At 59.9% G+C, this 13,324-nt stretch carries 10 protein-coding genes; 4 read left to right on the forward strand and 6 right to left on the reverse strand.

The features are described from left to right. The 4 genes from QQS14_RS04945 to QQS14_RS04960 form a co-directional block, all read left to right on the forward strand. The coding region (locus QQS14_RS04945; RefSeq protein WP_285905803.1) for a hybrid sensor histidine kinase/response regulator at window positions 1-1,262 on the forward strand (1,262 nt) is incomplete at its 5' end. A 245-nt stretch (window positions 1,263-1,507) separates the two neighbouring features. Continuing rightward, a complete protein-coding gene (locus QQS14_RS04950; RefSeq protein ID WP_285905804.1) occupies window positions 1,508-4,282 on the forward strand; it encodes a PAS domain S-box protein in 2,775 nt (924 codons plus the stop codon). 14 nt (window positions 4,283-4,296) lie between these two features. After that, the gene (locus QQS14_RS04955; protein ID WP_285905805.1) at window positions 4,297-4,641 is read left to right on the forward strand and encodes an STAS domain-containing protein; all 345 of its coding nucleotides are present in this window, start codon (window positions 4,297-4,299) and stop codon (window positions 4,639-4,641) included. A 1-nt stretch (window position 4,642) separates the two neighbouring features. After that, complete coding sequence (locus QQS14_RS04960) at window positions 4,643-5,068, forward strand: ATP-binding protein (RefSeq protein WP_285905806.1); 426 nt, start codon at window positions 4,643-4,645, stop codon at window positions 5,066-5,068. Between the two features lie 4 nt (window positions 5,069-5,072). On the opposite strand, the gene QQS14_RS04965 is transcribed toward QQS14_RS04960, so the two are convergent. Genes QQS14_RS04965 through QQS14_RS04990 form a run of 6 tightly spaced genes read right to left on the reverse strand, consistent with a single transcriptional unit; the run spans window position 5,073 to window position 13,018 of the window. Then, the gene (locus tag QQS14_RS04965; protein WP_285905807.1) at window positions 5,073-5,873 is read right to left on the reverse strand and encodes a PilZ domain-containing protein; all 801 of its coding nucleotides are present in this window, start codon (window positions 5,871-5,873) and stop codon (window positions 5,073-5,075) included. After that, the gene (locus QQS14_RS04970) at window positions 5,870-6,913 is read right to left on the reverse strand and encodes a glycoside hydrolase family 26 protein (protein ID WP_285905808.1); all 1,044 of its coding nucleotides are present in this window, start codon (window positions 6,911-6,913) and stop codon (window positions 5,870-5,872) included. The genes QQS14_RS04965 and QQS14_RS04970 overlap by 4 nt, the downstream gene beginning before the upstream one ends. Then, a complete protein-coding gene (locus QQS14_RS04975; protein WP_285905809.1) occupies window positions 6,910-8,520 on the reverse strand; it encodes a glycosyltransferase family 2 protein in 1,611 nt (536 codons plus the stop codon). The genes QQS14_RS04970 and QQS14_RS04975 overlap by 4 nt, the downstream gene beginning before the upstream one ends. A gap of 31 nt (window positions 8,521-8,551) precedes the next feature. Beyond that, entirely contained in the window at window positions 8,552-11,605 is a 3,054-nt protein-coding gene (locus QQS14_RS04980) for a tetratricopeptide repeat protein (RefSeq protein ID WP_285905810.1), read from the reverse strand. A gap of 31 nt (window positions 11,606-11,636) precedes the next feature. Beyond that, the gene (locus QQS14_RS04985) at window positions 11,637-12,257 is read right to left on the reverse strand and encodes a tetratricopeptide repeat protein (protein ID WP_285905811.1); all 621 of its coding nucleotides are present in this window, start codon (window positions 12,255-12,257) and stop codon (window positions 11,637-11,639) included. Then, window positions 12,254-13,018 (reverse strand): tetratricopeptide repeat protein, encoded by a 765-nt coding sequence (locus QQS14_RS04990; RefSeq protein WP_285905812.1) that lies wholly within the window; start codon window positions 13,016-13,018, stop codon window positions 12,254-12,256. The genes QQS14_RS04985 and QQS14_RS04990 overlap by 4 nt, the downstream gene beginning before the upstream one ends. Window positions 13,019-13,324 lie beyond the last annotated feature (306 nt).

Here is a 13,324-nt window from a genome sequence, read left to right on the forward strand (position 1 = left end):
AGGTCGTCGTGTTCGATTTCAACCTGCCAGGCATGAACGGTCTTGAAGCGGGCGAGGCGCTCCTGAGTCACAAGCTGGACCTGCCGCTCGTGCTGCTCACCGGAGTGGGATCAGAACTGATCGCAGTCAAAGCCATGCGCCTGGGGTTCTTTGACTACATGGTAAAGGACGTCAGCGCGGGCTATCTCAAGCTTCTACCTGCCAAGCTTGAGGAAGTGCTCCGAAGATGCAAACGGGAGAGAGAGCACCGGGAAACCCAGGAGCGATACGCTAGGCTCGTGGAACAATCGCCGGACATCTTTTACACCGTCTCCAGCACGCGCGGCTGGCTCTTTGCCTCCAAGCGGCTGGAAGAGATTCTGGGATATAGTGCGCAGACCATCATGGAAATCCCGGATATCTGGATGAGCAAAATCCATTCGCAAGATCAGGCCCTTCTTCGAGACGCAATGATCGGGACATCCGCTGGGAGACACTTCTGCCTCGAATATCGAATCCAGGCCAAAGACGGGCAGTGGAAGTGGCTCCGAGACCGCTCCATAAGCGCAAATACCACGGGCGACGAAACAATAATCTCAGGCATTGCCACGGACATCACTGAAGAAAAAAATCTTGAGTACCTCAAAGAGAACTTCGAAATGATCACCCATCACGATCTGCGAAGCCCTCTCTCGGGAATAATCGGCATTTCAAGGATAATGGAACAGGAAAATGAAGGCTCAGCCAGGGAGCTGGCATGTGCAATCACCGATGCAGCAACCAGGATGTTGGACATGCTCAACCGATGGATGGATCTCTACAAGCTTGAGGCTGGGATTTTTGAAAGCACCCCCACGAACGTCGACATTGACAAGCTACTCCAATCCGTCATGAGCACCTTGCTCCACAGTCCTGCTTTCCAGGGGGCCAACATCCGCTTTACATCATGTTCGACATCAATCATGACCGATAAAGTGCTTCTTTCGACCATTGTCACCAATTTGCTCAAGAATGCGCTTGAGGCTGGCGGTGCTGACGATCTCGTGCATCTCGACTGTCAGGATGACGGCGACAAGCTGACCATTGAGGTCCGCAATGCTCAGGAAGTTCCCCCCGATATCAAGCCATATTTCTTTGAAAAATTTTACTCAAGGGGCAAGCGTTCCGGGACCGGACTCGGCAACTTCTCCGCAAAACTCATGACCGATGCGCTGGGGGGACACATTTCAATGACTTCTTCGGCAGAAAAAGGCACTCTGGTTCGAATAAAACTCAACAAATAGATGGAAGCTCCCTTCCGGCAGAATAGCACAGGTTGCACCAGAGGTTTCCAAAGAGCCAATCACACCGCTTCGGTCACAGACAACACGGTTGAACGGATTGGCGCTTTTGCCTGGGAACAGTGTATGTCCATCACCTGTCGAGCAGCCCGGCTTTACATTTTTTGGCGCTTTATCTGCCTGAAATATATTGCATTGAAAGTCGTCTCAACGAGGGCTCTGTCGACTAAGGAGTTTTCACAACTTTGATGAAGAAGACGGTTCTTTCCTGCGCTCGAAAAACACTGACACTGGCTTTGCCTGTGGTGGTTGTCTTTGCGCTGGTGCTTGGTATAACCGGAAGCGCTCTTTACGAGTATGGGGAGCGGCTCCTTGGGGAACCCCAAGCGAGGCAGATCGAGGTGGAGGCGGCGCTCATCGCGTCCCGCCTGGAAGAGGCCGCCTCGGATATGCGTTTTCTGGCGCACAGCCACACCATGAACGCCTGGCTGAATAACCCCACCTCCGGCCAGTTGGAGTTGCTGGGTTTCGACTTCCTGCACCTGGTCCGAGACAAGGACCTGTTGCTCCAGGTCCGACTTCTCGGGGTCAACGGCGATGAGTTGCTCCGGGCCGAGGTTGACCCGGCGGAGCGCTCCTTCTTGCGTCCTGTCAGTGATCTGCAGAGCAAGGCCAAGCGGCAATATTTTGCTGCGGCCAGGCAACTGCCCCGCGGGGCGATCCATGTGTCCAGGTTCGACCTGAATGTGGAAAACGAAGAGATCGAGAGGCCTTTTCGCCCCACGGTGCGTCTGTCCATGCCCCTTTTCAGCGACGAAAACATCCGTCGTGGAGTGCTTGTATTCAATCTGCGCGGGGCAACCATTCTTGACTGGCTGAACGAGATTCCCATTCAGGAAGGCTGGCAATTTCTGGTGACCAATGGTCAAGGATATTGGCTGAAGGGGCCTTCCCGGGATCAGGAATGGGGATTCATGCTGCCCGAAAGAGCATCGGCAAACATGGGCAACGCCTGCCCGGATGCCTGGGAATCAATCGTCGGGAGCGAATCGGGACGCGTAGCCACCAATGATGGGCTCTTTCTTTTCACCAGCATCGTCCCCTCGCGGGCAGTCCTTGGAACGCGTTCTCCACGCCAGGACTCTGCCCTGCTGACTGGCGTGGAGTCAGGCGACACCCGCTGGGTTCTCGTAGCACACCTGCCGCCCGGCGAACTGGCGAAGCATGCCGCGTCGCTGGGGAGTCCCCTTTTCGTCTCCTTCGGTGTCGGGAGCCTCATTATCGTTTTGTTCTCGCTGCTGTTGGTCCGGGTGCACGAGCGACTTGTAAGCGCCAGAAACCACGAAGAAAGCCAGTCCAGGGAGCTTGTGGAAAGCGTCATGAAAATGGGGGAGTTGGTCAAGTCCAACAGGCGCGTCATCTCCCAGCTTCACGAGGCCAATGCAAAACTCGAAAGCGTGTTGAAAGCCGCGACCCAGATAGCGATCATTGCGACCGATCCCCACGGGACCATAACCATGTTCAATCCCGGAGCGGAGAACCTGCTGGGCTATGCGGCCAAGGACTTGATCGGATTGCATACGCCTGAGGCTTTTCATCTGCCTGAAGAAGTGCAGAAGCGGGGACGAGAGTTGACCAAGGCTTTGGGCCGTGAGGTGGCCGGGTTTGGCGTGTTCGTCGAATCGGCCCGGCAGAGCGGGTTTGAAAGCCGCGAATGGACCTTTGTGCGCAAAGACGGCTCAACCCTCGACATGGAGCTTGTAGTGACCCCGATCCGCAGCGGAATGACCACAACGGGTTATCTCGGCATTGCGGTGGATGTGACCGAGCGCAACAAGGCGCTGCGGGAACGCGAATACAATCGGGCGAGACTCGACGGCATCGTGAACGCTGCCGTGGACGGTATCTTCACCATGGACACCAGGGGATTCATCACTACGGTCAACAAGGCCGGGGCGGCGCTTTTTGGCTACGCGCCGGAAGAGATCGTGGGACGCAAGGTGAATATGCTCATGGACGAGCCACCTCGAACCGAGCACGACAGGTATCTCGAAAAATACCTGGCCACCGGCGAATCCTCGGTCATCAACGTGAGCGGCCGAGAGGTTCCGGGTCGGCACCGCAATGGCATCGCCTTCCCGTTGGAAATCGCTGTGAGCGAGGTACGGACCGAAACACAGCACTTCTTCACCGGCATCATGCGCGATATAACCGAACGCAAGAAGGCCGAGCAGGCATTGGTGCTGGCGAACGAGGCCCTGACGGAGAAGCAGCGCGCACTGGACGAGGACATGGCCGCCGCAGCCCAGATACAACTCAGTCTGCTCCCGCAGAAAGCCCCAACCGCGCGGGGGTTCGCCATGGACTGGCTCTTTCTGCCCAGCGATCATGTGGGCGGTGATGTTTTCAACATCCTGCCCCTGCCTGGCGGAAGGATCGGACTCTATCTCATCGACGTGAGCGGGCATGGCCCGGCAGCGGCCATGGTCACGGTTTCCGTTTCCCAGATCATGCAGCCGGGGTCGGAGTTTGTGCAGGACGAACACGGCCCTCTTGAGCCGGACGAGGTCTTGCGCAGGGTGGACCGAGCCATTCCTCTGGACCGTTTCGACCGGTTCTGCACCATGTTCTACATGGTTTTCGATCCGGCTTCGCGAATCATAACCTCCTCTGGGGCCGGTCACCCGCCTCCGATCCTGGCACGGCCAGGACATCCGATCATCCAGCTGTCGGCGGGCGGAACGGTGATAGGCCTGGGTGAGCCGGTGCCGTTCGTTTCCCAGCGAACCGAGGTCAGGGAAGATGACGTTCTCCTGCTGTATACCGATGGATGCACCGAGCACGCCAACTCCGCCGGCCAGCAATTCGGGGCAACCCGTTTGGAAGACGCGCTGATGGCCTCCGTCCACCTGGAGCCGGACGCCATTCTGGAGGAACTGCGGCGGGAGCTGGACCGTTTTGGCCAAGGTGTGGAGCCTGAAGATGACATCTCTCTGGTCTGCATCAAGTTCAACGACGACTGAACAAGGAGAGGCGCATGGAAGAACGCATGATGGGGAAGACGACGATTCTGCGGCCCGTGGAAGAGAGGGTGGACGCCGCCAATTCTGGCCTGCTCAAGAGCCGCTTTGTGGATATGGTCAACGACGGCCACCGCTCATTCATCATTGATCTTTCGGCAGTGGACTTCATGGACTCCACGGGGCTGGCAGCCCTCATGAGCTGCCTCAAGACACTGGGCGGCGAGGGGGACATCGTGTTGGCGTCCCTTTCCGTCAAGGTGCGCAAGCTCTTTACGCTGACCCGGCTCGATCAGGGCGTGTTCCGCATCTTCGCATCCACGGAAGAAGCGCTGGCTGCGCTCAATGAAAAAGGAAGCTGACATGCATTCGATCGCTCTCTCCATTCCGAGCCGGGCCGAGGCCGTGCGTTTGGCGTGTCTGGCCATACGGGGACTGTTGCAGGGGGTGAAGCTGGATGACGAGGAAAAGTATCATGTGGAGCTGGCCGTGAGCGAGGCGGCCACCAATTCCATGCGCCACGCCTATGGGGGTGAGCCGGAGCACGAAATCGGGCTTCAGGTCAGCATTGATCCAGAAAGATTGATTGTGGAGGTGTCCGACACCGGGCGGTCTCTCGATCCTTGCCTGCTTAAGTGCGCCTGCCTGCCGTCCGAGGCGGACGTCCGGGAGGGCGCCGGGGGGCGGGGCCTGTATCTCATCCGCGAGGTCATGGACGATGTCCGGGTCGAGCGTGTCGACGGGCGCAACGTGCTGCGAATGACAAAGAGCCACAAAGGATTGAAGTGAGCACCTACAGTGTGCCTATGTAGAGCATGACCATGGTGTTGTAGTTGGAGAAGAGCCTGCCCTCCAAATCTTTTATGGCTCGCAGATAGAGCGCCGCAGTGTCGTCGCCCAGCGCTGTGCGGAACAGGTCCATGTACAACTCCGGCTCCATGGCCCGGCGCAGTTCCTCAAGGTCAAGGGTTTCGAACCCGGCCTTGGGCCGATCAAGGCATGCCTGCTGGAGCGATTCGAGATAGCCCATGTTTTCACGCACACGCTGGTCGATGTCGCCCAGGATCGTCTCCCGGAAGAAACGGTATTCCTCGGGTGAAAACTCGCCCAGACGCGAGAAGTACGACGAGAGGTGGCGCAAGTAGATGAGGACGCCGCGCTTGAGCAGCACGGAGTCCTTGATCACGCGCAGCAGAATGTTCTCCAATGTTCTCATCCCGCCAAGATCAATGGCGATTTCACGGCTGCCTATCTCCAGGAACACACCATATTTATCCGGCCCGCCCCCTGTCAGTTGCAGACCGATTCTCTGTTCATCGTCATCGCCGTGCCACCGCTCGCGGACTACAGAGCCGACGGTCAGGGTGGTGCCGTCCATGGAAAAGGGCACATGCAGGTTGATCTCGTCGTGCATATGCAGCCGCTCACGGCTGGCCAGCCAACGGGGAATGGAAATGCCCACCCCGCCCTGACTCACATCCGCGAGCATGTACTGGAATGACTGAAAATCGCTTGTGCGCAACCCGATAAAAGGCAGCACCACCGAGGCGATGCCGAGCCGCTTGAACTGCCGGGAATCGGATGCCTGGGTCATGGCCGTCCCTCCCTGGATGGCAGGGCGAGGGCACCCGCATGGGACGCAAACATCCCGGCCAGGGGACGCAACCGGGCCGGAGTGACACAGCTCTCCAGCCGCCAATCCTGTTCCTTGTCCGCGTCGAACCAGCACAGCCCGGCAAGGCCCCAGTTCCTGGCCGTGTTTACAGCGTCTTCGATCCAGGCCGTCTTGTCGCCCCCTTCGGCAACGGTGGCGGTCTCGAAGACCACCACCGGCTTGTGCGGGGCCAGGGCGCGCAGTTCCTCGTACAGCGGAGAGAATATCTCGGCAAAGGCCATGAATCGACTGTCCCAGCCATGCTCCTGCATGGTAAAGGTCGTGCCCCAGTTGTAGCCGTCCATGCCCAGCACGTCCACGGCGTCGTCGCCCGGATAGTAGGAGCTGGCAGTGTTCCAGTCCGCGCCGTCGCGCACGGGGTGCGGCAGGGATTCAGCATTGGGACAGAACGCGAAAAGCACGTTGTCGGCCCCGTGGAGGCGAAATCGGTCGCGGATATGCCGGAACATGGCACGATATCTGGCAGGGCTTTCCGGGCCGTATTCGCTTCTGTCCCCGCCCCAGTGATAGCGCATTAGATTCATTTCATGGGCAAAACGCAGGATGATGCGCCCGCCGCTGTCCCGGGCCGACACGGCAAAGGCGTCGATGTATTCGTCCCAGTGGCCATCAAGAATCTCGCGGGCGGCAATTGCGGTTTCCTTCTCGCCATCAACCGTCATGGGTTCCCAGGTGATGACTGGGACAGCTCCAGCGTCCTGGATTGCCTGGATCCCTTCATCGGGAAACTCAGGCTGGCTTTCCCTTGGCCAGTGCACGAAGAAGACGACCAGTGTAATGGGCCAGCCGAAGACCTCGTGTACATTTTCAATGGCCTCGGATGAAGGCTGGCCGTGAAGGGCCAGGCCAAACCCAGGAGGCGGGGGCGGCTGGCAGCCGGTCATCACGGCAAGGACGACCAGCAGCGCCGCCACGTCCCGAACGAGGCCTGTAAGGCGAGGGCAAGTCTTCAGAATCATGGCCGTTTCTCCTCCGGGTAATTGAACCAGAAGATGGAGGAGAGAAGCAGAAAGTGATAGAAACACCAGAAGGAGTTGGTAAGCAGGGCCAAAGGAGTGACCCCTTCATACCAAAACCTCAATCCACCCCACCACACGGCGGAAAAACAGGCCAAGGCCAGAAGTATCTGCATCCACAGCCCGCGAAGGGGCAGCGAGGTGGCTCCGGCCTTGGGCGTGATGCCAAACGTGCCGCGAAAGCCGAGTATGCCAAGCAGGGACGCCTTCATGTATACGGGAAAACACAATGCCTGGAGTAGGATTCCTTGTGCCAACTCCCTGAACGAGTAGCGTCGCTGGCTCATGGAAAACAGAAACAGTGACAGGGTCAGCAGGATGTAGGGCACGAAAAACAGGAAATATATCTCCGGTCTGGCAAAGTAGCTGGGCACATTGAAGAAGAGGAACAGCACCGGGCAGAGCATCATGACGAAAAGCACCCACCCCACGAAATAGTGCGTGCCCGAAAGGAAGTACTCCCACCACTTGGCCGCACTCATGCGCCGCGGGTTGCGGAAAAAGGCCCCCACGATGGTGCGGAACAGCCCCACCGTGCCAAGCGCCCAGCGGAACTGCTGCTTGAAGTACCCGCCCAGATCCTCCGGTCCCATGCCAAAGGCGCAGACCTTGTTGAGGTAGGCCGAGGACCATCCCCGCTCATGGAACTTGAGAGAGGTGGCGAAATCCTCGGTGACGCTGGATTCCTCGAATCCGCCCACGTCCCACAGCGCCTGCCTGTTGAAGATGACGTTGGTGCCGCAGCAAAACATGGCGTCCTGCAGGCTCTTGCCCTCGCAGATGTACTCGTAGAACACCGCCTGCTGGAGACCGGCAGCGCGGGCCACCCGGTTGAACTCGAAGTTGGTATAGTACTGCGGGGTCTGAATGAAGGCCAGGGTGGGGTTGTCCTCCATGAAGGCCACGAGCGGTTCCACAAAATCGGGCAGCGGGTTCATGTCCGCGTCGAACACGATGATGTACTTCTCGTCCAGGGCAGAGGGCTCGTCCTCGAAGCTGGTCAGGGTGAACCCTTCCGGCGGGTCGCCGTGCAGATAGTGCAGGAAGTCGTTGATCACCCCGGCCTTGGCTCCGCGCCAGGGACGGCGGAACAGGTTGACGCCGATGCGCTCGCACAACTCGTCCACGCTGGAGCGATAGTCGGTCAGATCCTGACCGGGCTTGTCGTAGCGGGTGTCGTCCAGGAAATAGATGTGCTTGTTTGGGTAGTTCAGGTTGTAGAAACAGGTCAGGGTGTCCTCGATCACTTCCAACGGCTCGTGGTAGGAGGCGACGATGATGGCGACCGGCGGATAGCTGCGCAGGGGCGGAACGCGGTCCATGGCGATGCGCCGCTCCTGCTTCGGACTGTGCAGCACATGGAATATGTTCAGGAAGTAGCCGAAGGCGTGGAGCATGGTGAAGGTCTCGGCCATGAGCAGGGCCATGGCCAGCCACTTCTCGGTCCAGTGGTAGTCCGCGACGATGAAGAGGGATGTCCGCACCATGAGATACAGAAAGATGCAGACCATGGCCGCCCCCAGCAGGAGGGAGAAGGAGGTGGTGGCCATCACTCCTTTTGGCCTTGCGCCCGGAGCGGCCCTAGAATCCATAGCGAACTCCGGTCCAGAATCCATTGGCGTTCCATTCCGGCGAGCGATGCATCAGGCCACGCGCCTCGATGCCCCAGTGGTCGGTAATATCCAACACCCACTCCGCTTCCAGCTGAATGGAATTGTTGGCGTCCGAGCCCGTGGCACCCGTGAGTCTGACATCCACGAAATGTTGTTTCGCCCCGCAGAAGAAGTCGTCCGCCAGATCCGCATACCACTCAAGCGTGGCCGAACCAGCCAGATACCCCTGCGGCGTCCAGTAGGGGTGGATGATGTCGGTCAATGTCCCTGCGGTGTCGATCTCCTGGCTGTGGTGCCTGGTATGCCGGTAATCCCCGCGCAGGATGACCTTGAACATGCGTGGATGGTCTGTCAGCGCGTAGCCCACGGCCAAGTGGGCCGCTTCGCCCGAATTGCTGTCGCTGTACTCGATGTGTCGGGCGCTGGCCTCCACATCCAATCGTCGTCCGGCAGGGACGCGCGCATCGACAAGAAAGTGGTCCGACTGCGTGCCCTTGAGCAGAGCAAAGCGGTTCGCCACTTCGTCCACGCGCTCATAGCCGAAGCCCAACCGGGCAGCATTGCGCAGGTTCAGCTCCAACCGTGTGCGGTATTGATCGGTATCCTTGGGGTCGGCGGCGCCAAAGCGCTTGGCCGTCCATGACGCCTGACCGCTGAACCATTCGTTAAAAACCCCGGAAAAGCCGAGTGTCCCGCCCAAGGCGCTGTACTGTGTGCTTGGGCCTTGCGGCATCTCCTGCCAGCGGTGGGCGGTCATGTCCAGCCGCAGGCTGCATTGCACCGGCAGGGATACCTGCAGGTCGTTGCGCAGCCGGACCATGTTGGCGAGATTGCCGCGCCCCTTCTCTTCCCAGAGGTTCACCCCGGCCCGGAGCCAGGGAGCGCTGCGCCGCTTGTTTCTTTCAAGTGCCTGCCCGGCCAATGAGTGCTGGGGGTCGATCTCCAGAAGCCGCTCATAGGTGGCGGCCTCTTCCTCGCACAATCCCAGGGCACACTGGGTCTGGGCAAGATCGAACCACGCCTCCTGGTTGTCGGGCCGCAGATCGGTCAAAGCGGTCAGATCGTTCATGGCCGGGGCAAACCGCCGGTTGAAGGCCGCCAGTTTGGCCCGTCGCTCCAGATCTGTTGCATGCTGGATGCGATACAGAGGCAGAAGCTCCGCGAAAATCATGGGATGCGTCCGGGCAACGTCGGTGTCGGACAGGTCGGCATAGGCCAGGAAAATGCCGCCCCCATAAGCGCTTCGACGCGCAAGGGCTGCGGCTCTCGCTAGCTGGACGTCACCCCGGCCCGCGTCCATTTCCTCCTCTAGCCGTTCAGCCAGCAACTCGTCCACCGGCGGTTCGAGCATGCGGTCGAATATCTCCGAGGCATGTTGGGCACGCTTGTCCCAGAAGGCGGCCCGTGCCATCTCCCGCAGCGGCACAGGGTCAGCAGGGTCGGCGGCATGCAGGGCCTCGAAGGCGGCAATGGACTCGTCGTAGCGCCGATCCCAGGCCAGCACTCTGGCGCGGGTGAGCAGAATCTTGGAGCTGTCGGGAAAATCGGTTGCCAACCCGTCGAGCAGCTTGAGAGATTCACCGAAGCGTCGGGCATAAGCCAGATTCTCGGCCAGGGCCATGCGCGCCGGGAAGAACTCGGGGTCATGCCTGAGGGCGGTCTCAAGACAGGAGAGGGCCTCTGCATGGTATCCATCCCGAGAAAACAGATCGGCCCAGAGTGTGAGTTCGTCAGGTTTGGTTTCGGTTTGAATCACTTCACGGCTCAAGATCGCCGGGGCGTGGCCGGGTCTGGCAAGCACCGCGTGGTAGCGGGCAGGCGGGTACTCCGGGTCCAGTTCATGGGCGCGGTCAAAAACGTCTTTCGCGGCTTGCGTGTCACCAGCTCGTTCAAGGACTCTGCCCAGTTCCACCAGCGTGGCCGGATCGTCATGGGCCAGCCGTCTCCAAATGGAAGCCGCCTCGGCATATCTTCCAAGCAACGTCAGAGCCTGGGCGCGCAGCGCTTCGACCCTGGAGTCGCTCCCGGCCTTGGCAAGCGGGTCCAACACCACCAGAGCCGCCCTCCCGTTCTTCTCCTGCAACTTGACTCGGGCCAGGGCCAGCCGAGCCGCCGTGTCATCGGGGTTCACCATCAATTCTACGCGCAACACCCCTTCGGCTTCCTCGTATCGCTGGGCGCTGGCCAACGCTTCGGCCAAGGCGCGAGTCACCTGAGGGTCCGGTCCCTGTGTTGCCAGATACTCCCGCCGGATGGACGCGGACTGCTGAAAAGCCCCCCAAAGATTCATGAACTGCGCCAGCCGCAACCGCGCCTGCGGCGTATCGTCCGCTTTCACCGCCTGCATGGCGTACTTTCGTGCCGCACTGGCGTGGCCCTGCGCAGCCTCCAGGTCGGCCAGTTCATACAGGAGCGCGGCGTTGTCCGGAGCCAATGCCGCCAACTGGTCAAGCATGGCTCGGGCACGCCGGGTGTCGCCTGTCTGGGCGAGGACTCGCGAGTAGAGCAGGGAAATTTCCACATCCGTAGGGTGCTGGGCGTGCAATTCGGACAGCAACGGCGCTGCGCGCTCAGCCTGTCCCGACCAGGCCATGGCCTGGGCCAGGCGCAGGCCGAGGTCTGGCCGTTGCGACCCGGCATCGCGGGCGCGTTGGTAGGCTGCCGCAGCCTCGGCCATGCGCCCGGAAGCAAAGAAAGCGTCTCCAAGTCCGCCCGCAACGCGTGGGTCGTTCTGATCTAGGGTGTGGTAGAGTTTTTGCGCCTCGTCCTCGCGGCCCAGGCGCAGGAGCACCTCGGCCAGCTCCAGAGAGAGTTCGCTGTTTGCGGGAGTCAGGGCGACGAGGCGGCGGTATTCGGCTTCAGCCTGGACCAGCGTGGCTTCCGAGTAGGAGTAAAGACGGGCCAGCAGATGCCGGGCCTCGTGATCGGAGATGGCGCTTCGCGGAGAAACGAGGCTGGCGGCCAGCGCGAGTGACGGCGCAAGACACCAGAGTACCGCCGCAAGCGTCACTGCCAGTGGCATGAGCCACCAGCCTGCGAAGCCTTGGCGCAGGCTACTCCAGCGTTCGTTTGAGCTCTCGGATGGCATCCTCGTTCCGCCCGGCCCAGGATAGCGCCTGGGCATATTTTCGCCTGATTTGCACGTCTTCGGGATGACGTTTCAGCAGTCGTTCATATTGCTCGAAGGAATCGTCCAGCCTGTCGCTCCACGAATACACTTCGGCCAGTTTCAGCCGCGCGGCGTCATTGTCGGGGTTCTCCGCCAGCACAGCCGAGAGCTGCCTGATGGCCATGTCGTATTGGCGGCGGCCAATGGCGTGATCGGCAATGAGCATCCTGTCGTCCGAGGTGATGGCCGAATCAGGAAGTGCCATAAAAAGACGAATGGCCTCCTCGTTCTTCCCGGTCCAGGCCAGAACCCTGGCCAGACGGACACGCGCAACCTCGTTTTCCGGTTGCTGCTCCAGCACCTTTCGATACTGGGCCGCAGCCTCGTCGAAACGGCCCGCGCCCGAAAGCAGGTCGCCCAGCTCAAGCCGGGCCTGCCAGTCCGGGACATCCTGGCTTGCCGTGGGCCTGTCGGATGTCGGCACGGGATTATTGACTTGGGCAAAGGTGTTGTCACAAACGAAAAGCAAGACGAGAACGAGGGCAACGGCAAAAAATCTGATCACTGTTCCTCCCCCAGCAGCCGCCTGTATTCGGTTTCTGCCTCATCTATCCGGCCACTCCAGCTCAGGATGCGGGCCAGAACCAGGCGAGCGGCCCGATCATCCGGGTGGGCGCGGACCAAGTCGCGGGCCAGCGGCAGAGCGGCTTCCATGTCTCTCGCCCAAGTCAGCGTCTCCACCCTGGCCAAGGCTGCCTCGGCATCCATCGGGTCTTCCGCAAGCAGGTTTTCATATTCGGCCAGAGCTTGGTCATAACGCTGTTGACGACGAAAAAGGTCAGCCAGCTGCATCCGTTCGCCCCGACTCAAACTCTCGTGCTTGACCCGCATCATGAGAGCCAACGCCTCGTCATCGTACCCGTACGAGTCCATAAGCCCGGCCATTTGCCCGGCCAATCCGACCGGGGTCGGGCGTGTCTCCGAGAGGGTCTGTTCCAAAAGGGAGGACGCCTGCCTGCCTCGACCGCTCTCCAACAAAAATTTCGCCGCCTGAAGCACGGCATCGGGTCGATGTGCGCCTTCATTCACGGCTCGAACGATCATCGCGTCGGACTCGGAAGAACGTCCCTCTTTGGCAAGCATTTTGGCGCGATGCAAAAGCACAATCGGCTCATTGACCGCAGGATACAAAAAAAGCATGCCCGCCGCGGAAAGGACAAGGAGCACCGCATAGATGCTTTTCTGCCTGGTTTGCATATCCATGGCTTGCGTCCGCTCATCCATGTCCGGGTTGTCTGCATGCTCTTTCAGAACGGGTTTGACCACCACTCACGACTCTTCTGGTATACCGTTCATGTATTTATTTCAAGCATCTCCATTCAAAAGATCAATACCCCACCCCTTTTGACGCAGGGTCAGGCTGAGTTGAGGGGCAAAACGGGGCTGAACCAGTTTGACAGTGTCGAAGCACGAAGACAAGCCACAGGCCGGGATATCGCTTCGGCGTATGGATCAGCACCCTTTCCCCGTGGCTCGTCCGTGGCTCCATACGTGTCAAACCTGTTTTTCGTGGCGCTGGTGTCGTTTGCAAGCGGCTGAAATCACCTAGTAAGCGGCCTCCCGTGGGTTTCA

This window comes from Pseudodesulfovibrio pelocollis (genome assembly GCF_030282845.1).
GTDB classification, from domain to species: Bacteria; Desulfobacterota; Desulfovibrionia; order Desulfovibrionales; family Desulfovibrionaceae; genus Pseudodesulfovibrio; species Pseudodesulfovibrio pelocollis.

Excerpts from the sequence above, each read along its gene's own strand:
- QQS14_RS04970 (WP_285905808.1), bottom strand. The coding sequence starts at position 6,913 with ATGATTCTGAAGACTTGCCCTCGCCTTACAGGCCTCGTTCGGGACGTG.
- QQS14_RS04950 (WP_285905804.1), top strand. The coding sequence starts at position 1,508 with ATGAAGAAGACGGTTCTTTCCTGCGCTCGAAAAACACTGACACTGGCT.
- QQS14_RS04975 (WP_285905809.1), bottom strand. The coding sequence starts at position 8,520 with ATGGCCACCACCTCCTTCTCCCTCCTGCTGGGGGCGGCCATGGTCTGC.
- QQS14_RS04955 (WP_285905805.1), top strand. The coding sequence starts at position 4,297 with ATGGAAGAACGCATGATGGGGAAGACGACGATTCTGCGGCCCGTGGAA.
- QQS14_RS04965 (WP_285905807.1), bottom strand. The coding sequence starts at position 5,873 with ATGACCCAGGCATCCGATTCCCGGCAGTTCAAGCGGCTCGGCATCGCC.
- QQS14_RS04980 (WP_285905810.1), bottom strand. The coding sequence starts at position 11,605 with ATGCCACTGGCAGTGACGCTTGCGGCGGTACTCTGGTGTCTTGCGCCG.
- QQS14_RS04960 (WP_285905806.1), top strand. The coding sequence starts at position 4,643 with ATGCATTCGATCGCTCTCTCCATTCCGAGCCGGGCCGAGGCCGTGCGT.